Below are 20,285 nucleotides of genomic sequence, written 5' to 3'. Positions count from 1 at the left end.
TGAATTTATTTCGGGGTGGAAGGTAGCTGTGTTTTTTCCCTCAGGTGGGGGCGAAAAATAATAAATACTTATGCAAGGGAAATCAACTAGGCTGGCAAACATGCTGGATATCAAGGAACGAGGGTTAAGGCTAAGGCGAAGCTTCCTATCTATTGTTCAGATGTCACTTGCAGCCGGCATCGCTTTTTGGATTGCTCGTAATCTGATTGGGCATGACAAGCCCTTCTTTGCGCCAATGGCCGCTATCATTATCCTTGGCTTGACCAGCGGAAATCGCATCAAAAAGGCGATAGAATTATCCATAGGTTGCTCTATCGGGGTGGGGCTTGGGGATCTCCTGATTATGGGAATAGGCGTGGGACATTGGCAGATGCCGCTTGCCATCTTTATCTCACTGCTTGTTGCAACCTTCCTTTCCAAGAGCCAGCTCCTTATTAATCAGGTGGCTATTGGCTCAATTTTGATCGCTACGATCATGCCCCCAGGCACCTCCGCGGGTCCGGATCGCATGATTGATGCTTTCCTCGGCTGCATCACGGGCATCGTTGTTATGGCGTTGCTGCCGCACTCTCCGCTCGCGGAGGGGCGTCGTGAAGTCTCTGCGGTGCTCCGCTTGGCCAGTACGGTCCTCAAACATGTATCGGTAGGACTTAAGACAGCTGACCCTGACATCATCCAGGAAGAGCTGGAACGTGCTAGAGGTTCACAAGCCTCCATCAACGCCATGCTCGAAGCGGCCAAGTCAGGTCAAGAAGAGAGCACAGTGTCTCCGCTGCTGTGGGCCTCGCGCCATCGGGTCAGGTCTTTTGTCCGCATCCTTGCACCTGTGGATAATGCCGTCCGTAATACGCGTGTGCTCGCGCGCCGTGCTCAGGTCCTGGTAGAAGACCACGACACCGTAACCGCAGAACAGCTTGCGATTATCGAAGAACTGGCGGACATTGTGGAGGGCATTGCTAGCTCCAACGACAACCCGGCTGAGATTCCCGAACTCGTCCGACGTTTACGCTACCTCGGCGGCCGTTGTACTCCCGACATAGCCGACTCCGGGGTGCTTTCCGCCCAGGTGATTCTTGCCCAATCGCGCTCTATCATTGTGGATTTGCTGCAGGTGTGTGGGTTGTCTCGCGAATCTGCGGTTGCCATCCTCGCCCCAACGTCAACCACGCCGGCGTATCCGCCCGAGCTGTGGGAAGAATGATCAGGGGCGCACCGACTGCAGGTCTCGCAGATGCCGATAAAACGTCACCCGATCTACCGGGCGCTTCCGCGAAACCCCATCGACTTCAACCCGGAAATCAATGCCGCCTCCCTGCAATGCTCGTCCCAGCCATGCATCCTGGTTGATAAGCCCAAACTCGCGCTTTCCTAGCTTTGCGACGAAACCACTAACCTCCGGCTCGCGTAGCGGAGTCACAATCACATTTCCTTGCACGCCAGGGGCATCCAGCGTGGAAGTGAGCTGTGCGCCAAAGACGCCACGACGGGGTGCTCTTCTCTTGCCTTGATGGTGAATCAACACGTGATCATCCACGATCACCTCGCCTGTGATTTCTCCCGCGTCCCAGGCGGTGACCGTGGCGATACCGGCGACGGCGATACCGGCGTCGTCACGCAAGAGCGGTTTGGGGCGAACCGAGCCCGAGAGCGCGAAGGCTAGGGAATCGGAGGGGAGCTGCCAGAGATGCGCGACGCGCGAGTTGTGTTCGATGGGTACAAAGGCGACCTCTACCCACAGGATGTCGGCGCGCATCAGGCGGGTGATGACTGCGGAGAGGGCTGCATCGGAACCGATCACCACCACGCGTAGCGGTCGGTCTACCTGCTGCGGTGCATACTGTGGGGACCCCAAATGCGGGACATCGGGCATAGCTGCGATCTCGGCGAGGGAGGGCGTGGGGTCTTCAGGCAGGATCGCGGCGGCTTCTTGATCAAGAAAGCGCAGATCTTTGCGGGTAGGAATAGCAGAAAGCTGTTCTATGCGGTCGGCAGAAACAAGCGGGGGCGGAGCACCGCAGCAGGCGATAATAATTCTGGGAAGTGTGTGATCTGTCATGGTGAGGAGGGAAGAAAACGAGCTTGTATGTACAATGATGAAACGTCTGTGAGCATTCTAAAGTCAAGGACGTGTAAATCATGGCAGCAATCGTGATCGTCGGTGCCCAATGGGGCGACGAAGGCAAAGGCAAAGCAACCGACATCCTGGGCGGCCAGGTTGACTACGTGGTCAAGCCCAACGGCGGCAACAACGCAGGTCACACAGTGGTAGTCGGTGGAGAAAAGTACGAGCTTAAGCTCCTGCCCGCTGGTGTTCTCTCGGAAAACGCCACCCCCATTTTGGGAAACGGCGTAGTGATCAATCTTGAAGCGCTTTTCGACGAAATCGACGGGCTTGAGGCTCGTGGTGCCAACGCATCGCGACTCAAAGTGTCCGCCAATGCTCACCTTGTGGCCCCTTACCACCAGATTCTTGACCGGGTTCAGGAGCGATTCCTGGGTAAGCGTGCCATTGGCACAACTGGTCGCGGTATCGGGCCAGCCTATGCAGATAAAGTCTCGCGCATAGGCATCCGCGTGCAAGATGTCTTTGATGAGTCCATCCTGCGCCAGAAGATCGAGTCTGCGCTCGATGTAAAGAACCAGACCTTGGTCAAGATGTACAACCGCAAGGCCATCGTCGCAGAAGAAATAGTCCAGTACTTCCTGGGTTACGCGGAAAGACTGCGCCCCATGGTCATTGAGTCTGAGCTCGTGCTCAACGAGGCTCTCGATGCCGGCAAGAACGTCCTCATGGAGGGCGGCCAGGCCACCATGCTCGACGTGGACCACGGCACGTATCCGTTTGTTACTTCCTCCAACCCCACCGCCGGTGGCGCATGCGTAGGCGCAGGCATCGGTCCGACCAAGATCACCAGCTCCCTGGGCATCATCAAGGCGTACACCACGCGTGTGGGCGCCGGACCATTCCCTACAGAGCTGTTTGATAAGTGGGGCGAGTTCCTGCAGACCACAGGTGGCGAAGTTGGAGTGAACACCGGTCGGAAGCGTCGTTGTGGCTGGTACGACTCCGTGATTGCTCGTTATGCGTCTCGTGTAAATGGCTTCACCGATCTCTTCTTGACCAAGCTGGATGTGCTGACCGGCATTGGAGAGATTCCCATCTGCGTTGCTTATGACGTGGACGGGGAGCGTCATGATGAAATGCCGATGACTCAATCCAAGTTCCACCACGCAGTGCCCATCTATGAGACCATGCCAGCGTGGGATGAAGACATTACCGGCTGCACCACGTTCGAGGAGCTACCGGAAAAGGCACAGGCCTATGTGCGCCGACTAGAAGAGCTATCTGGCTGCCGTATCTCTTACATCGGAGTCGGGCCAGGGCGCGATCAGACGATTATTTGCCACGACGTAATGGCATAAAAATATGGGATGGGTTTCCGGTGGAAGCCCATCCCATTTTTAAGGCTTTGGCTTGGATTCTGGGGCAGAAGAACCAGTGGTGGCCAGGTGTGGGAAGCTCGGAAAAGCCCTTAGAATTCTTTTCATTTGCACTGGAAGACTCCAAACCATGAGCAATGAATTCATTAACCACCGCGAGGTTTTTTAAAAAAGACAATCTCAAAGAACTTATAAAACCCCTGTTGTGCTTCTGTTGCCGTGCTGCTTATAAAAAGAATCCCTTTATTGTTTCGTATCTGTTTGCTTGGTGGAAAGGCTGTGGAGCCCTGAACCGAGCCTCTCTGTAGACGCGGAATCTAAGCTGAATAAGGCTTGGAAGAATGCTCTGGTACAGGTGACTCCTTTGCCGAAAAACTTGCTATCAGATTGATCGCGCGGCTGCGCAATCCAGTACCTTTGCCCTGGAAGAAATCGATGAGATCTCGGTCTGCTCCAACATTGAGCAAGAAAGTTTCAAAGGGACCCCACAGCTATTCCTTTACCGTTAGGGCCGACGAGTTGCTTGATTCCCAATCAGGGGATAGCTATTGATTTTTTACAGTGGGGTGGCGTGGGTGTGGAAAGTTCTTTAAATATAGTTACCTATATCTCTTATCACATTTTTTTCTAACTGTGTCCGTATTATCTTTCATGAGCGCCATGTGACATTTATTCGCGGTGATCTGGAATGTGAAGGGGTAGCTATGGGTTCAGGTATGCGGAAGCATCGTGTTCTCACTTCGGCACTTGTCGTGCAGATTCTTGCGATTTTTGTGATTGGTTCATTTGTGGGGGTGGGCTTGTACACATTCATTTATGCCAAGGGCTATTCCTATTTAGGAAACGACCCAAAAGCGTGCGTGAACTGTCACGTTATGGAACCGCAATACAACGCGTGGCTAGCGGGATCCCACTCGGCAGTAGCGACATGTAATGACTGCCACGTCCCTCACGACAATATTGTGCACAAGTATTTAGTCAAAGCTGAGCACGGAGTAAACCATGGTTTTAAATTCACCACAGGATGGTTTCCAGACAACATCCAAATCCGTGATGCGAGCCGAAAAGTAACCAACGATGCTTGTTTGACCTGCCACGGCGACTTCACTTCAGATATTCACGGCACCTATGGCGAAACCCAAATCCAATGCACACATTGCCATGCAACTGTTGGACACAAGACTAGATGAGGTCACTTATTATGAGCACGCACGCGTCTAAAACTAGACGGCGATATCTCATCCTCACCGGTGCGATTATTGTTACCGCACTGATAACGATGAGCATTACGGCGCTCCTCATCAATATTATGGAGCGTAAATCAGAGGTCACAGATCACTTTGCCAACGTGGTCAGCATAGATGAGAACGTTGTGGACCCTGCGGAATGGGGAAAGAACTTTCCCCTTCAGTACGAGTCTTATCTGAAGACTTCAGAGATGGGCGCAACTACTCATGGCGGATCGGTGAAGGAGAGCCGCCAGCCGGATGGCAAAGACCCGCGAACCGAAGTCGCCAAGAGTCGGATTGAAGAAGACCCACGGCTGAAAGAAATGTGGTCAGGGTACGCGTTTGCTGTGGACTATCGGGAAGCCCGTGGACATCAATACATGCTGGATGATCAGCGTAAGACCAAGCGAGTCACTGAGTTTAAACAGCCAGGTACTTGTTTAAATTGTCATGCTTCTACAGTGAAGCTGATGAATGATCTGGGCGATGGGGACGCGAACGAAGGCTTTAAAAAGATGAACAAGATGAGTTATAAGGAAGTCACTCAACTTGTTGAACATCCGGTAGCGTGCATTGATTGCCACGACCCTAAGACTATGCAGTTACGAATCACTCGACCAGCTTTTGCTAACGGAATTAGGGACCTGAAGGCGTCGCAAGGCGTGAAAGATTTTGACGTAAACCGAGACGCAACACACGAGGAAATGCGTTCTTATGTCTGTGGACAATGCCACGTGGAGTACTACTTCAAAGGTGAAGATAAGACCCTTACTTTCCCATGGGCTAAAGGCATTGAGATCGACCAGATCTGGGATTACTACAAGGAAGACGGGCACGTCGACTTTGTAAACACAAAAACTGGCGCGGATATTGTGAAAGCACAGCATCCGGAGTTTGACGTATGGAGTAACTCGATCCATGCCCAAAATGGCGTCTCTTGTTCTGATTGTCATATGCCTTATGAACGGCATGGGGCTAAGAAAGTTTCCTCTCACCATCTCCAAAGCCCGCTGCTTAACATAAATAATTCCTGTATGACCTGCCATAATTCTTCGGATAAAGAGATGGAACAGCGGGTAGTCCAAATCCAAGACCGCTTTATTCATTCGCGTGATCAGGCATTTGATTCGCTTACAGCGCTGATTAAGGATTTGGAAAAAGCAAAGGATGATCCTGCGACTCCCGAAGATCGGCTTAAACTGGCGCGCGAATATCAGAATAAAGCTAGCTTCTATCTGGATTATGTGTATTCCGAGAACTCCAATGGTTTCCATGCGCCTGACTACATCCAGCGGATTATTAGCGACTCCTTGGATGCCTCCAGGAAAGGTCAGCTAGTTCTCCAAGGTGTTGATCTGAAAACGCTAGAGCCTTCGAGCGTAACCCAGAAGAACAAGGAAGCTGCACAATCTCGTGGACACTGATGTAAAACGCGAGGAGCTGATCCTTGATTTCTTGGAGACTGCTCCTGCGGAGGTATCTGCATGGGCTGAGGCCCGTGCAGAGGCTATCCGTGATGGAAGAGACCGTTATGTGGGTTTGGTGGAAATAAAAAGTGATCAACCAGATCCCGAGTTAGCTACCGCAGAGTTGGGTGAAAATTCTGATCTTTTCATCTCAACTCCGCTAAACCGCGTACAACGGCAAGAATCGAAAACGAAACATGTTTCTAAAACATTGTTACTGGTTTTAGTTACCGTTCTCATAGCCGCGGCAGGAGTGGGTATCTATACCTGGGGTAAGCCTGAACCCGCTAGCGATCCGCATGGTGGCATGTCCATGGGAGGGGAAGATCCTGTTGCGATCCAAGCTCGTATGCGCGAGCTTCAGGAAGTAACGGAGAAAGAGCCTAAGAACATTGATGCGCATCTTGAATATGGATTGTTGCTCTTTAACTTTGGTGACTTTGAGGCCGCAGAAACCCAGTGGAACAAGGTCATTGAGCTAGACCCGAATAATGTGCAGGCTTGGTACAACATTGGTTTCTGCGCGGTGGCTAAAGAGCCGATTGATGAGGCTAAGGCACACCGAGCCTGGAGCAAAGTAATAGAGATCGACCCTGGTTCACCGTTAGCTAAGACAGCTCAAAATCACATGGGAGCTGTGAAGCCTACGACTGAAGCTCCGCCGAAGCAGAAATAAGGAGCTTCCATGACTGAAAAGAATCAATATGGCCAGGTTACGGTAGGCGCAATTTTGAGAAGAGTCTACCGAATCCTGCACTCCAAGCTGGTGGGTGTTCTTATCATTCTGGCGATGGCAGTGCTATCTCTCATTGGCACACTGGTGATGCAGGCACCTGTGTCTCACCGAACCGACCCTGAAGGTTATGCTCGTTGGCTCCCCAACGCACAGGAAAAACTGGGTGGTTGGGCGACCATTTTTGACTACTTGGGATTTTTTAATATGTGGTCGTCCCCGCTATTCCTAGGGGTAACGGTACTGCTCGCGCTTTCTATCATTGCGTGCACGACGCACCGGCTTCCGGAGCTGATCAAAAAGACACTACATCCTCGTATTCACGTTTCCGATAGGTTTTTTAGCAATGCTCAGTACCGTGCTGCTATTCCTACTGAGCGTGCAACGGAAGAATCCTTGAAATTAGTTCGGGATGCACTATGCTCTCGACGTTTCCGCCTGGTTGTGGACGACCAAGATCCTTCGCGACTTTATGCCGATAGGTTCCGTTATGGCCCGTTTGGCACGGTTATTGCGCATGCAGCATTTGTGGTTATCCTTGCGGCCTTTGGGGTTTCAGCTTTTACCGGATTTGAAACGAATCTTGATATTGCTATAGGTGAGAAAGCCGAAGTGGGCAATGGGACAGAGCTTTCAGTAGAAGCAGTTTCTTTTGATGACGTATATGACCCTCAAGGACGCCCCACCGATTATGTTTCGCACCTGATTGTACGAAAAGGTTCAGAAAAAGTCGCTGAACAGGATGTACGAGTCAACACTCCGATTGTTGTGGATGGGGTTAGATTTCATCAAGCCTCTTTTGGTGTTGCAGCAGCGATCACAGTAACCGATGACAAAGGTGCTGAAATCGTAAAGAAAGCTGTGCCGTTAAAGTGGACGTCTGGTGATGGAATGAACGTCGTGGGCAGGTTAGATCTGCCGGATCGCGGGTTAGAGATTATCGTCGCAACGCCTGCATCCGGACAACGAACCGCCAACGTGGGTACTGCGACCATTGAGGTTTATCAGGTGAGCAGTGACAAGAAAATAGGCGCTGCAACCGTTGACCAGGGCACTCAAGCACAGGTGGGGCCCGTAAAAGTCACCTTTGAAAGGGAACAACGTTTCACTGCTATCACGGTGCGCAATGATCCTGGAACTTTATGGATGTGGGTTGGCTCAGTGCTGCTCATCATTGGAATGGTGATGACCTTTGGTTTTAGACATCGCCGCATATGGGTGCGGGTCACCAATGACACTATTTATGTTGCGTCCGTAGAACAACAAGACACACTGTTAGACCGAGAATTTCGCCAGCTCGTCCAGGACATTAGCCAGAGCTCCAGCGTAAATAAGGAAGGCACTCATGCTTGAGATATCCCAATACGCTCTTAATGGAGCTATAGCATTTGCAATTCTGGGCTTGCTCGCAGAAATCCTATTTATTACAGGAAGACGGAACAAGCAGAGCGAAAATTCGTGGTACACGACGGCCTTTACCCTCGTGACTTTAGTGTTGACACTGTTCTACCTGGTAGTCCGCATGATTCACACCGGGCACGGGCCTTTTGCCAACCAGCATGAGTTTTCTGTGGCCTTTAGTGCGGGCATTCTTACGGCCTTAGTCTTCTTTGCCTGGCGCTATAAATTCCACATTTTATCTGTGGTCGTTCTCCCCGTGGTCACAGTCATGTTAATTTACGCGACCCAATTGGATACCGAACTCAAGCCATTGGTTCCTGCACTGCAGAACAGCGTATTGCTGACGTTCCACGTGGGATTTGCTGTGGTCGCTTATGGTGCAGCGTGCGTGTCTTTTGGCGCTGCCGTGCTGTATTTACTATCCCCGTACATTCGGAGCAAATATTTCCCCAGCGCAGAGCTATGCGACGAAGTGGGCTACCGTGCTGCAGCTCTTACCTTTCCGCTGCTCACCATCATGATTATTCTAGGATCGGTGTGGGCAAATGTTGCATGGGGACGCTATTGGGGTTGGGATCCTAAAGAAACAGCCGCATTTGTTACGTGGCTCTTCTACGGAGCTTTCCTGCATGCTCGAGTAGTGCGTAATTGGCGAGGAACTAAGTCTGCCTGGCTACTCATAATCGGCTTCATTGCTGTACTGTTCGCATACTTTGGCAATCACTTTTTTGGCGGCCTCCACTCATACGCTTAGGAGACATACACGGTGATTAACAAACGCGTGATTATTCTGCTTGCAGTCATTGTCGTAGTTTTAGGGGCTGTCTATGTGGTGCAGAAGCCGCAAGAAGATACGGTAACAGTAGACAAAACCGATGGAAAAACAATCCGGTTGGGAGAAGAAGCCCCTAATTTTAAAGCACTAGATATTAAGGGGCATCCATTTGAACTTTCCTCACTTAAAGGAAAACCCGTATGGCTAGTTTTTAACGCCACATGGTGCTCAAACTGTCGTGCAGAGATTCCGGAAATTCAAGAACTGGCAAAAGAAGACACCATTGCGGTGGTTTCTATTTACCTCAACGAGGATTCCGCGCATGTGCGCCAGTATGCAGAAAAACTTGGTCTTACGTACAGCCAAATACCGGACGCACGTGGGACAATTTCTGCATCATATGGGGTTTCCGCAGTTCCCTCACATGTTGTAATTGATGATCAATTCAAAGTTAAGTGGATCAAGGCGGGGACGATTAGTCGTCAAGACATAAAGAAAGCGTTGGAGAACTAAAAAAGCACCCTGACAAGGTGCTTTTTTAGTGGACGCTTAAAGATTAAGCAGCCTTGGGGTCTGCAGGAGCAGCAGGAGCGGAAGAGCCTGTGGTTAGCCACTCATGGAAAAGGTGGAAGATGGACTTGAAGCCCTTGCCCTCTTCTACACCTTTGTCGCCGGGCATGGAGGAGCCCATGCCGCGGGCAATGAAGTCGTTGATGGTTGCGACGTTCTTGAAAATGATCTCGAAGAACTTGTAGAAGCCCTTGTCCTGGGTGGCAGCGTCTGCGGCGGCGAGAAGGGTCTCGTGCATGATTAATTACTTCCTTATTGAGAGACTAGTTTTTTGCTGGAGGGGTTTGGCTTTTATCGGAGGAGAGGTTAATTCCGCTAGATCCCAAGCCCTCGGTGGAGGCGGAGTCGAGGTTGAGAATTGCCCCGAAGAACTTCTTAACAGACTCAAAACCCTCACCGAAGGAAGGCGTGATGAGTTTCAAGAAGCCACCCATGAGACCACCTTCACGGCCATGGAAGTAATCAACAACAGCCTGGCTGACCCCAACGTTGGTCAAAAAGCTTTCAACAGAACCCATTAGTTTGCCTCCTTGGCTGGGGTGCTGGCAGATGATCCGGATGAGGACCAATCAGGGGTAGAAGATCCGAGTCCCTCAGCGGAAGCTCCATCGAGGTTGAGTAGCGCTTGGAAGAACTTCGGGATATGGGTACCGATAGCGAGGTCGCGACCTGTGCCAATGACTCCGCCGGTCTTGCCGGTGAAGATATCAACCAAGGAGTTTTTCCCAAAAAGGTTAAACCAATCAAGAGGTTGCTTAATGTTTTGCTCAAACCAGCCAGCTTGCTGCAATAAATATTCGATAGAACCCAAGAGGGGGACCTTCCTGCTCTTTCTGTGCAAATTCCTACAGATGTTCCAGAGATGCGTGAACACCCTATCTCACTAATATGATTTTGGGTCGAAAATGATACATATTTGGTCATTTTTATTCTCAAAAACCCATTTTCTTAGCATTAAGGGCGTTTTTCTGAAGTTGAGCCAGGCATAACACGGGAAAAATTTATTCTCAGTCTAGAATTTTTAAAGAAATTACTATTCGGAGGAATGGCTGAAATGTTGTGTGATTTAGGGGTGGGTTTCGGTGAAAATTAGAGACCTGCGTCAGTCTGTTGCGATCATCGTGTTGCTTGCTGTGGCGTGGACAGTGCCTGTTGCTGTGGGGAAAATTGCATCGCAGCAAACGACGAGGCAAGTTCAGGGAGGGAAAATTACGTTAGAGGCGGGGGAATCCCAGGTGGAGGTTGCAGCCCCGGCTGGTTTTAGTGAGGTTATTTCTCCACAAAAAGCTAGAGCGTCCTTGGTTAAAGGGGATGCGCGTATTTCTTTTCACCTGGCTACTGGTGCGGAGAATCAGGAAAAATCGCTTGAACGCGCCTTGTTGGTTTTGAACAGGAAGCAAGGACCTGCAAAGTGGCGGGGTGATGAAGTTCGAGTTCCGCAAGCAATTGAAGAGTCTGGAAGCAAGCACGACTTGGTGGGGCGAAGTTGTGAGATTGAGCAAGCTATTCCGAAGAAATGCGTCATTGTCGGCGCGGGAAAGCTTGTTCTTACGGTTGTTTCCTCGGGTAATGAAATTGATCCTGCCGATGTAGTGCAGTCCGTACGTGGAGGCATGGCTAAGGACGGAGCATTTGATGTAGATAATGGGGCGCAGCAGAAGTGAATGACCGTGAAGTGTTAGAGATGAAGAGCCGTAGGCGAACGTCTGCTTTGTGGTGGCTTTTGGTCGTCGCGAGCCCCCTGTCCTTGGCGTATCTTTTGAAAACATTAGGACGGGAACTAAGGGCTATGCCGCTGCCCTCCTTATATATCTTTCTTATCTGCATAGCCGGGGGAATCCTTGTTGTTGGCGTCCTTGTTCTTGTTGACAGGTCGCGCCTGCGAAAAGAGAAGTACAACAGGATTATGTGGGGCAGTGCCTTTGTCTTCGGCGGGTTGATAGGGCCTGTGGTCGCGGTGAAGACAAATGGTGAGATCGATAGATTTTTCCCGCTGATTTTTGGCCGGGAGTTTTATAGAGAATGGGGCGTGGCGGTGTTTGGTCCACTATCGGAGGAGTGGATCAAGCTGGTTATTGTTCTGGCGATCATTCTGCTTTATCGAAAGTGGATTGTGCGGCCGACGCATGGCTTTTTTGTTGGTGCTTTTGTTGGCCTAGGGTTCCAATTGACTGAAGATTTTTGGTTTGCCGTAGGCGCTGCTTTTGAGGATATAAACAGTGATCTATCGGGAGGGGTTACGTTAGCCACCTTCCGTGTATTGCTTGGCGTGGTATCGCATTGGACGTACACCGGGGTGGCGGCCATTGGGCTTTGTTATTTACTGGGGATTGGCTTTTCTCAAGGGGAAACCGGGAGGGGTCGATTTTTTCGCGCGGCAGGTTTCCTTGTGTTGTCGTTAGGCCTGCATGGCTTATGGAATTCCCCTCTTACCTTTGGCCTGGATGCGACCGTCGCTGTGCTGGTGAAACTGGTGATTTCCATAATTATCTTCATTGTGGTGGCTAGATGGCTCTGCCGGAATGAGAAGGCTGCGGTATCTACGGCCTGAGGAAGTGATGTAAAAATGTGGTGTTTATAACAAACTATTGCCTGAATTCGGTACACCACACATTTAGTTTTATCATTTGTACGTCATAGTTTTCCCTCAACTAGGAAAGGCTCTCTCGTGGAGTTTGTTTTCTACAGCTTGTGTGCAGCAGCACTCATTCTGGTCTTCCTCAAACCAGAAAAAGAAAAGCTGGCGTTTGGATTGTTGGTCGGATCATTCGCATTCTCTGTGCTGATGTTCTTCATGGCTTCCGCCACTTCGATTGTTCCGGCGGTGAACCTCTAAATGTTTAACGCAAAAGTTTTCCGTTTCATCCTGGCCGCAGCGGTTTTTGTCATCATGGCGTTCCCCGTGGGCGTGGCCAACATCTACCTCGGTTTTATCAACGGTGAATCTCCGTGCATTCTCTGTGGTAACGAGCGTTTTGGCATGGTTTTGATCGGCGCTTTGGGTGTCTTTATCCTGCGCTATGGCGCTCGCATGCGCTATATAGTTATGCTCCTTTTGGTCGCTTTTTACTACCTGTACACAACGGTGCGCCACTGGGGTGGACGCGCGAATGCTGACCTAGGACAGGGCTTTGGCGACGCCGTGCTCGGCGTACACACATACACCTGGGGCATCCTGGTGTACTGGGTTGTTATTGGCGTCCTCGCTGTTGGTTTGATCTTCATCGGCAAGGACAAAATGCTCCAGCAGGAGTTCATTTCTTCCGAGCTAGAAGTGAAGAAATTCTCACCTGCTACCAAGTTTGTTGCGATCGTTGCCATCGTTATCACCTGCGCTAACTGCGTCCAGTTCCTTATCGGTAACGGCATCCCTCCTTACGCAGGTGCCGGCGACCCAGCTCGCTTCACCTTCAACATCGCCCAGACTGCAAAGTACTGGGACAAAGAGCACCAGTACGAGTCCCTCAGCGACATTCGTCTGCACAAGTTCAACGCTCCCGACCCTTACAAGGGTGTGGAGTTTGACACCACTCCGGTAGCTGGCAAGAAGACTCTTGAGCTTGCTGGTACCCATGAGATCGGTTTTGACGTCACGGGCTTCCGCGGAAAAGGCCGCGCTGCAGGCATCGCCTACGATTCTGAGAACCAGAAGTTCGGTCTGGTTTCTACTAAGGGCGGTTTCTACTACACCGACAAGAACTTCAAGGAGCACTCCTCCTTCGCGCGTGTCGACGTCCCCAACGGCTCCGATATCCACAACACCGTGGATGCGGCCTTCTTCAAGCCTGGCGGCCTGGTAGCTATTGCTCAGAACAAGACCGTCTATGGTGCTGTGATCCAGGACGAGGTCGATGAGAAGATTGCGTGGAAGGATTTCACCGAAACCTCCGGCAACATCATGCCGATCTTTGATTCCAAGGGACGCCCTGAGCTGCGTACTATTCGCGCTCGCATGGCTTACACGTTGACCGTGGCGTCGGAAAGCAAGTCCGATACCTTTGTTACCCTCAGCGTTCCTCACAAGCGCTCCAAGCAGGTTGTCATTTCCGAGTTCTCCAAGGAAGACAACAAGCTGGTTCGCGAGGGCGTGCTCGACGCTGAGGGCGTTTACCCAGTCGGCGCAGACCTGCACGATGGCACCCTGTATGTCCTTTCCAAGGAACACAACAGCTTGCTGACCATCGACATGAAAGACTTCAGCGTCAAGGAGACTCGCAACCTCCCAGAGCTTAACGACGTCCGCGACGTCGCCGTTGCAGGAAAGAGCGCCTTTGTGCTCGCCCACGACGGTGACCGTGACGTAGTGCACGAGCTCAAGCTTTCCTAAAGACCCATGAAAAAAGCGCCCCTCGGGGCGCTTTTTCTTATGCCTGCTTGGTTACCGGTGGCTCAGCTGACCAAGGGAAGACGATCCACTCGTCGGTGTGCTTCCATACATATGTGGGGGAGACGACCGAGCGGCTCTTAGCGTAGATCACTGCGGAGCGAACTTCTGCGCCGTGCGACTCAAGGAGCTTGAGTACGAGCTGGAGAGTGCGTCCAGAATCGGCGACATCATCCACCACGAGGACCCTACGGCCTTTGATCGAGTTGGTGTCCAGGAGAGGCTCAAGCAACACGGGATCCGGCAGGGTCTCGTTGACGTCGGTGTAAAACTCGACGTTGATGGCGTCGGAAAGCTTTACTCCCATGGAGTAAGACAGTGCACCGGCGGGGACGAGCCCACCGCGAGCGACGGCCACAATGATTTCTGGGTCGTAGCCGTCATCGACGATCTGCTGGGCGAGTTCGCGATTCGCGTTGCCGAACCCATCCCAAGTCAGGACTTCTTTATTCTCAAGATCTGCTGAGTCTGCGTGGTATGCCATAAGCGAACTTTAGCGCGTTAGGCGCTCTTCGTGGTAGCCGCCTTGTAGCATAAATGACATGTTTATCCCCGAGTACATTGTTTCACCTGACCCAACCCGAGTTCTGGTTCTTGGCGACACCGACCTGGGGAAGAGACTCGCCTTGGCTTTTGCAGACCTTGGAGCCGAGGTCACGGTGCTAGCCGATGCGACACTCGAGGATATCGAACAACATCAGCCGGACTATGTGGTCCCTGTGACCAAAAACATTCCTGCCGGTATCGGAGACCGCCTCGTGCCTTCGCCATGCGCTTATGACCGCGAGGGAATCCGCCGGATCGCCACCGAACAGCTTGGTTTGCCCATGAGTAAATTTCGGTTTGCTTCGTCTGCACATGAGCTTCTCGACGCCGCCAATGAACTCGGATACCCCTGTGTAGCTAAATCGGCTAACTCGATTCACCTTCTGGCCTCCGCTGAGGATTGCGCGGCAGCGTGGGACGGTAGCCGCATGGTGGTGGAGCGGTACATCGAATTCGACTATGAAATCACCCTGCTGGCTGTGCGCTCAGTCGATCCGGAGACGGAGAAACTAGCCACGTGGTTCTGCGAGCCAATCGTTCACATACGCCAAGACGGGATTCTTATCGGCGCAGCGCAGCCAGTCGAGTTGAACTCTATCGCCTTGGATAACGCTCGCAGCGTGGCAGCGCGCATCACTAATGCCGTAGGAGGTCGCGGGATTTTCGGAGTGAAGCTCTTTGTGATCGGCGAGGACGTCTATTTCTCCGAGCTGTCGCCCTATCCCTTCCGAAGCGGTGCCGTCACGTGCGCAACACAACGTTTTGACCAATTCACACTCCATGCGCGCGCCGTGCTGGGTCTGCCCATCGACGCAACCCTGGTCACCCCAGGAGCAATCGCCTTTTCTAATGACATCCGGCCGATTACGCGAGCATCCGTTGTCCAAGCTCTGAACATGCCGGAAATCCATGTGGCAGTTACGCAGCGGGGGGCCGTGGCACTATCTACGGCAGATACCACGGTCGAAGCAGTTGACCGAGCAATGCTGGCCATCTCTAGAATGGCGGGGCATCAACCACATACTCCCGAGTCTTTTGACGACGCTTCTTAATCCGCTTGGCCGCCCGCTGGATAAAAGACTGCCCAAACATGCGCTGCCCGCTGATAATTCCTTCGGGCACTGTGGTGACGCGGAGATCATTATCTAGCAGCCAGGTCACCTCGCCGCCTTCTCCGGCAATGCAATCCACGGCTTTAGCAGTTTTGAGATTGTGGTGCTTGCGGCATAGACATTGGGCATTGTCTGCCTTGGTTGCACCGTTGAGGTCATACTCCTGAATATGGTCAATATCGCAGTGCCAGGCGGCAACATTGCAGCCAGGGAACCGGCAGGTTCCATCGCGAGCTTGGATCCAGCGGCGTAGGTCACCAGTAAATTTGTATTGGGCGAGTGTGGTGTCTTTATAGGGGTCAATGTCTCGCCATGTTGCAACAGCCGCGATTGCCTCGCTGGTGGATGCGTCGAAAGACGAGCCGTCGATGGTCTCGATTACGTCGCTTCCTTTTACTGAATAAAGATGCACTGTCGGCGCTTGTCCTGCGGCTAGGAAGAAAAGAGCCTCCACATCGGTGCACTCATGTTCCCGCGCAAGCTGAGCTAGGCGTTCTTTCAATACATGCGCTGTGCCATTGTCCACCACAGCCTCGATCACCGTTTTTCCTCGGGAGGTTTCAAAGAAGCTAACGCAGGGTTCGAGTTTCTGCTCGGGCTCTTCGATGACCTCATGAAGAGACTCCAAGAGTTTGTGTAGGAAACGCCGGATAGCCTGGGCTCCTGGCACCTTCTGATTCGGGCGTTTGGGATGTAGGTGACGGGCTAGGGCCTGATCGATAACGTCAAAGAGGTCGGGCTCGACTCCATATAAAGATTGGGCAATAGCGATGAGCCGCGAGAAATCTAGATGCCACAGGCTGAGCTCGAGCTGGTGCAATAGTGGTAAGGCCTTGAGGGTCTGTATGGCATCAATGCGGAGTTCCACATAGCGTGCTCCCTTGTTGATTCTTTCCCCGATGGAAACGCAGTATTCCTCTATATCGGTGTCTTTACTCGGGATGAGCTGTGCCCACCTGTGGTATTCAAATTGCAGCGCAAGCCTCTCGCTTACGCAGAGAGGGTCTCCCATGTCGCATCCGCGATACGTTCCCCAAGCTTTCATGATTCCCCCTATAAGGTCCCCGCAGTCCTGATAGTAAAACCAATCCTAGCACAAACGTTCTAATCCGTAAAGAGTGCAAAAAGAAACCCGCAGCTTATGGGCTACGGGTTTCTGTTTTATCTAGAATAAGCGGGCGAGTTTTTCTGCGCTGAGGGTCATGGGAAGGTGAGGTATTCCGTCTTCCTCAAACGGCGAGCCTGAACGGACGAACCCGTAGGCTGCGTAGTAGCCCTCCAAGGCTGATTGTGCGTGGATGAAGGTATCTCGTCCGGGGTACTGCTCATGGATGAGTCGTAGCGTTTGGAACAGTAGTTCGCGTCCTAGTCCGGTCCCACGCTGTTCTTTTGCCACCACAAACCTGCCCAAGCGAACGACGGGGTCCTCGGGGAAAATTCGAGCTACGCCCAGGATCTCTCGCTGCGGCGACCAGGCTTGGACGTGCAACGTGGTGTCTTGGGCGTCGATCTCGTCGATCTCTTTGTAGGGTGCCCGCTGCTCATGGACAAAGACGTCCACTCGGAGCTTGTAGATCTTGTGAACCTCAAGCGGTGAAAGATCTTTCAGAGCGGACACCGCAAAGATCGTGTTCATCTCATTCGGGCGCTGCATGAGAGACCATCTCATCCCATTCCACGATCTTCTTGCGTTCACGGCCCTCGGCCTCGCCGAGTGCGCGCTCTGCTGCGTCGAGAATATGCCAGCCGTCCCACGTGGTTACGGCGATTCCTCGGGTCTTGAGGAAGTCAACGATGGCGGCGTCGTCACGCTCTACGGCTGCGGTGAGTTTTCCGTCCTGCCAGTCTGCGACCAGCATTTCTGTGGTCTCTTTGGCGTCGGACTTGGTGTTGCCGATGAGTCCCACGGGGCCGCGCTTGATCCAGCCGGTGGTGTAGAGGCCTGGGACGATGGCGCCCTCGTGGAGGACGTGTCCGCCGTCATTGGGGATGACGTGGTTGGTGGGGTCGAAAGGAACATCATTGATGGCTTCTGAACGGTAGCCCACGGCGCGGTAGACGGCCTGAATCGGCCAATCGGTGAACTTGCCGGTGTTGCGAACCCCGCCCTGGCCGTCATATTCGGTGCGCTCGGTGCGCAATCCCACTACTTGTCCGTCCTCGCCGAGGATCTCGACGGGGGACTCAAAGAGGTGGATGAAGAGCTTGTGAGGTGCTCCCTTGGGGTCGCGCATCGCGTAGTTTTCCAGGGTCTGGCAGACCAGGTCTTGGGACTTGGAAGCGTGGCGAGCCTCGATGGAAGTCTCGTCGTAGTCGATGTCCTCGGGATTGACCACAACCTCGATGGTTGGGGAGTGGTCGAGCTCTTTCAGTTCCATCGGGGAGAACTTGACCTGTGCAGGGCCCCGGCGGCCAAAGACGTGGACTTCCTCGGCCTGGTTATTCTTTAGGGCTTCGTAGACATTGTCGGGGATCTCAGTGACCAGGAGCTCGTCGCCGGTCTTGGCTAGGATGCGTGAGACGTCGAGGCCCACGTTGCCCACGCCGATAACTGCGACCTGCTTGGCGGAGAGATCCCAGCTGCGCTCAAAGTCGGGGTTGCCGTCGTAGAAACCAACGAACTCACCTGCGCCATAGGAACCTTTGAGGTCAGAGCCGGGGATCTCGAGGTAGCGGTCGGCTACGGCGCCAGTGGAGAAAATGATGGCGTCGTAATACTGGCGTAGCTCATCGATGGTGATGTCTTTGCCTACGTCAATGTTGCCCAGTAGACGAATCTCAGGTTTATCTAGGACATTGTGAAGGGATTTGATGATGCCCTTGATGCGCGGATGGTCCGGTGCTACTCCGTAACGGATCAATCCGAAAGGTGCGGGCATACGCTCAAAGAGATCGATCTTTACGTCTACCTCTGATTTTACTAGTAGGTCTGAAGCGTAAATCCCAGCTGGGCCCGCGCCTATGATGGCTACACGCATTGGTTCAGTCATTAATGTCACAATTCCTATACTGAGCGAGAGTTTTGAATGTTAAAAATTTTAAAACAAGCCGGTTAGGGGGCCTATTTAGGGGTGATTGTTCTAGTTTACGCTGCGGGCTGGCAGTGTAAGCAACCTTCAGGTTTGTATAAAACGAGAGCAGTTTCACGGTAAACTCGCTTGCGAATCATACCGAGTATGCGTTGAGCCCTTCAATCATGGTGTCAACGCATTACTTTTGGCCATGAAAGGATCGCGTAAGTGACTGAAATTCAGCACGCATCAGTCCTGCTCACCCGCGCAGGACGAAACTTTGACGGGTTTGCCGTCGACGCTTTTGCAGATCGCCTCGGACTTCCGGTTCAGCAGCTCGTCGAACAGCACGCTGACCTTGCGGCAATTCTGGCGTCTAAACCGCTAGAAAACCGCCCCGGATTGTTCGTCGGCTCTGGAAACGTCAACTTTGATGCCCGAGCAGCCTCCGCTTTGGGCATTCCCCTCCTTCTGCTTATCGACGCCCCCGGCGTGCACATCGACCTCGCTACAGAGGAATGCGGCGAGCTGGGTGCCGTTGTGGCTGCTACATTCACCGCTGAGGAAGCGGAGACGGAAGCTGGCATAGAGAAGATTCGCGCGGGCCTGAATGTTGAGGCGCCCGTTGTTATGAGCGCTCCTGTCTTTGAATCATGGCTGCTCGATCAGGCTAAAGCACAGCAATCCCACATCGTTCTGCCTGAAGGCGACGATGACCGTATTCTAGAGGCAGCACACCAGCTGCTCGCTCAAGACATCTGTGAGCTGACCATTCTGGGTAACCCGGAGACCATCACCGCTCGTGCGGCGGAGCTGGGTTTTGATCTCTCCAAGGCTCACCTCCAGGATCCGGCCACCGACCCTAACGCGGAGAAGTTCGCTGCTGACTTTGCTGAGTTGCGCAAAAAGAAGGGCGTGACCATCGAAGAGGCACGGGAGACCATGAAGGATATCTCCTACTACGCCACCATGATGATTCATGAGGGGCTTGCCGACGGCATGGTATCCGGTGCTGCACACACCACCGCGCACACCATCAAGCCAAGCTTCCAGATCATCAAGACCGCGCCGGGCACCTCGGTTGTCTCGTCGATCTTCCTGATGGTGATGCGAGGCCGCCTCTGGGCATTCGGCGACTGCGCCGTGAACCCCAACCCCACCGCTGAGCAGCTGGCAGAAATCGCAGTGGTTTCTGCTCGTACCGCAGCTCAGTTTGGTATTGATCCACGCGTCGCCCTGTTGTCTTACTCCACCGGTAGCTCCGGAGCGGGCCCCGATGTGGACCGTTCTGTTGCAGCAGTAGCCAAGGCTCATGAGCTCGACCCCGAGCTCAAGCTCGACGGCCCATTGCAGTTCGACGCTGCTTGTGACCCAGGCGTTGCGGCTAAGAAGATGCCCAACTCCGAGGTCGCAGGCCACGCAAATGTCTTTATCTTCCCGGACCTTGAGGCCGGAAACATCGGATACAAGACTGCACAGCGCACCGGCCACGCGCTGGCCGTGGGCCCGATCCTACAGGGCCTGAATAAGCCGGTTAATGATTTGTCTCGCGGTGCGACGGTTGCCGATATTGTGAACACCGTTGCCATCACCGCTATCCAAGCAGGAGGAAAATAG

The 20,285-nt window shown here is 52.7% G+C and carries 22 protein-coding genes; 14 read left to right on the top strand and 8 right to left on the bottom strand.

Translation table 11 applies throughout. From position 1 onward, the window contains the following. The first annotated feature begins 100 nt into the window (after nt 1–100). Entirely contained in the window at nt 101–1,201 is a 1,101-nt protein-coding gene (locus tag CKV68_RS05220) for an FUSC family protein (protein WP_029974188.1), read from the top strand. Here CKV68_RS05220 and CKV68_RS05215 read toward each other — a convergent pair whose 3' ends face one another. Then, a complete protein-coding gene (locus CKV68_RS05215) occupies nt 1,202–2,056 on the bottom strand; it encodes a hypothetical protein (RefSeq protein ID WP_095075729.1) in 855 nt (284 codons plus the stop codon). An 80-nt stretch (nt 2,057–2,136) separates the two neighbouring features. Here CKV68_RS05215 and CKV68_RS05210 point away from each other — a divergent pair, with 80 nt between their 5' ends. From CKV68_RS05210 to CKV68_RS05180, 7 genes are all read left to right on the top strand, one after another. Continuing rightward, nucleotides 2,137–3,423: an adenylosuccinate synthase gene (locus tag CKV68_RS05210; protein WP_013912427.1), complete on the top strand. Its 1,287-nt coding sequence runs from the start codon at nt 2,137–2,139 to the stop codon at nt 3,421–3,423. A gap of 722 nt (nt 3,424–4,145) precedes the next feature. Beyond that, nucleotides 4,146–4,631, top strand: coding sequence for a cytochrome c nitrite reductase small subunit (gene nrfH / locus CKV68_RS05205; protein WP_014836829.1), 486 nt, complete (start codon nt 4,146–4,148; stop codon nt 4,629–4,631). 11 nt (nt 4,632–4,642) lie between these two features. Then, the gene (locus CKV68_RS05200; protein WP_095075728.1) at nt 4,643–6,094 is read left to right on the top strand and encodes an ammonia-forming cytochrome c nitrite reductase subunit c552; all 1,452 of its coding nucleotides are present in this window, start codon (nt 4,643–4,645) and stop codon (nt 6,092–6,094) included. Continuing rightward, nucleotides 6,084–6,812 (top strand): tetratricopeptide repeat protein, encoded by a 729-nt coding sequence (locus CKV68_RS05195; RefSeq protein WP_013912423.1) that lies wholly within the window; start codon nt 6,084–6,086, stop codon nt 6,810–6,812. Before CKV68_RS05200 ends, CKV68_RS05195 begins: the two co-directional genes overlap by 11 nt. A 9-nt stretch (nt 6,813–6,821) precedes the next feature. Continuing rightward, nucleotides 6,822–8,222, top strand: a complete 1,401-nt coding sequence (locus CKV68_RS05190; RefSeq protein ID WP_029974181.1) for a cytochrome c biogenesis ResB family protein — start codon at nt 6,822–6,824, stop codon at nt 8,220–8,222. Beyond that, complete coding sequence (ccsB, locus tag CKV68_RS05185) at nt 8,215–9,024, top strand: c-type cytochrome biogenesis protein CcsB (protein ID WP_013912421.1); 810 nt, start codon at nt 8,215–8,217, stop codon at nt 9,022–9,024. The genes CKV68_RS05190 and ccsB overlap by 8 nt, the downstream gene beginning before the upstream one ends. A 12-nt stretch (nt 9,025–9,036) precedes the next feature. Then, the gene (locus tag CKV68_RS05180; RefSeq protein ID WP_014526287.1) at nt 9,037–9,558 is read left to right on the top strand and encodes a TlpA family protein disulfide reductase; all 522 of its coding nucleotides are present in this window, start codon (nt 9,037–9,039) and stop codon (nt 9,556–9,558) included. Nucleotides 9,559–9,601: 43 nt separating this feature from the next. Here the strand turns inward: CKV68_RS05180 and CKV68_RS05175 are convergent, their stop codons facing one another. The 3 genes from CKV68_RS05175 to CKV68_RS05165 are packed head-to-tail and all read right to left on the bottom strand — an operon-like array spanning nt 9,602 to nt 10,426. Beyond that, the gene (locus CKV68_RS05175; protein ID WP_095075726.1) at nt 9,602–9,853 is read right to left on the bottom strand and encodes a hypothetical protein; all 252 of its coding nucleotides are present in this window, start codon (nt 9,851–9,853) and stop codon (nt 9,602–9,604) included. A gap of 25 nt (nt 9,854–9,878) precedes the next feature. Continuing rightward, nucleotides 9,879–10,133 (bottom strand): hypothetical protein, encoded by a 255-nt coding sequence (locus tag CKV68_RS05170; protein ID WP_095075723.1) that lies wholly within the window; start codon nt 10,131–10,133, stop codon nt 9,879–9,881. Next, nucleotides 10,133–10,426 carry a hypothetical protein gene (locus CKV68_RS05165; protein WP_095075722.1) on the bottom strand — a complete coding sequence of 98 codons (294 nt, stop codon included), beginning with the start codon at nt 10,424–10,426 and terminating at the stop codon, nt 10,133–10,135. Before CKV68_RS05165 ends, CKV68_RS05170 begins: the two co-directional genes overlap by 1 nt. A gap of 271 nt (nt 10,427–10,697) precedes the next feature. Here CKV68_RS05165 and CKV68_RS05160 point away from each other — a divergent pair, with 271 nt between their 5' ends. The 4 genes from CKV68_RS05160 (at nt 10,698) to CKV68_RS05150 (ending at nt 13,942) form a co-directional block, all read left to right on the top strand. Beyond that, entirely contained in the window at nt 10,698–11,279 is a 582-nt protein-coding gene (locus CKV68_RS05160; protein ID WP_095075721.1) for a hypothetical protein, read from the top strand. Beyond that, nucleotides 11,276–12,166, top strand: a complete 891-nt coding sequence (locus CKV68_RS05155; RefSeq protein ID WP_231910466.1) for a PrsW family intramembrane metalloprotease — start codon at nt 11,276–11,278, stop codon at nt 12,164–12,166. The genes CKV68_RS05160 and CKV68_RS05155 overlap by 4 nt, the downstream gene beginning before the upstream one ends. A 117-nt stretch (nt 12,167–12,283) precedes the next feature. Continuing rightward, on the top strand, nt 12,284–12,451 hold the full coding sequence (locus tag CKV68_RS11270) for a hypothetical protein (RefSeq protein ID WP_013912414.1): 168 nt from the start codon (nt 12,284–12,286) through the stop codon (nt 12,449–12,451). Next, nucleotides 12,452–13,942: a disulfide bond formation protein B gene (locus CKV68_RS05150; protein ID WP_013912413.1), complete on the top strand. Its 1,491-nt coding sequence runs from the start codon at nt 12,452–12,454 to the stop codon at nt 13,940–13,942. A 37-nt stretch (nt 13,943–13,979) separates the two neighbouring features. On the opposite strand, the gene CKV68_RS05145 is transcribed toward CKV68_RS05150, so the two are convergent. Continuing rightward, nucleotides 13,980–14,483 (bottom strand): phosphoribosyltransferase, encoded by a 504-nt coding sequence (locus CKV68_RS05145; protein ID WP_013912412.1) that lies wholly within the window; start codon nt 14,481–14,483, stop codon nt 13,980–13,982. A 58-nt stretch (nt 14,484–14,541) separates the two neighbouring features. On the opposite strand from CKV68_RS05145, the gene CKV68_RS05140 reads away from it, so the two are divergent. Next, entirely contained in the window at nt 14,542–15,597 is a 1,056-nt protein-coding gene (locus CKV68_RS05140) for an ATP-grasp domain-containing protein (protein WP_014526281.1), read from the top strand. Here the strand turns inward: CKV68_RS05140 and CKV68_RS05135 are convergent. The 3 genes from CKV68_RS05135 to CKV68_RS05125 form a co-directional block, all read right to left on the bottom strand. Then, on the bottom strand, nt 15,542–16,702 hold the full coding sequence (locus tag CKV68_RS05135; protein WP_095075720.1) for an HNH endonuclease signature motif containing protein: 1,161 nt from the start codon (nt 16,700–16,702) through the stop codon (nt 15,542–15,544). The genes CKV68_RS05140 and CKV68_RS05135 overlap by 56 nt on opposite strands. 120 nt (nt 16,703–16,822) lie before the next feature. Next, entirely contained in the window at nt 16,823–17,293 is a 471-nt protein-coding gene (locus CKV68_RS05130; protein ID WP_038620071.1) for a GNAT family N-acetyltransferase, read from the bottom strand. Nucleotide 17,294: 1 nt separating this feature from the next. Next, complete coding sequence (locus CKV68_RS05125; protein WP_095075719.1) at nt 17,295–18,647, bottom strand: FAD-dependent oxidoreductase; 1,353 nt, start codon at nt 18,645–18,647, stop codon at nt 17,295–17,297. 249 nt (nt 18,648–18,896) lie between these two features. Here CKV68_RS05125 and pta point away from each other — a divergent pair, with 249 nt between their 5' ends. Next, nucleotides 18,897–20,285 (top strand): phosphate acetyltransferase, encoded by a 1,389-nt coding sequence (gene pta / locus CKV68_RS05120; RefSeq protein WP_013912407.1) that lies wholly within the window; start codon nt 18,897–18,899, stop codon nt 20,283–20,285.

The organism is Corynebacterium ulcerans, assembly GCF_900187135.1.
Taxonomy (GTDB): Bacteria; Actinomycetota; Actinomycetes; order Mycobacteriales; family Mycobacteriaceae; genus Corynebacterium; species Corynebacterium ulcerans.
The sequence above is the reverse complement of the archived record's forward strand: the minus strand, read 5'-3'. Positions and strand labels throughout refer to the sequence as shown.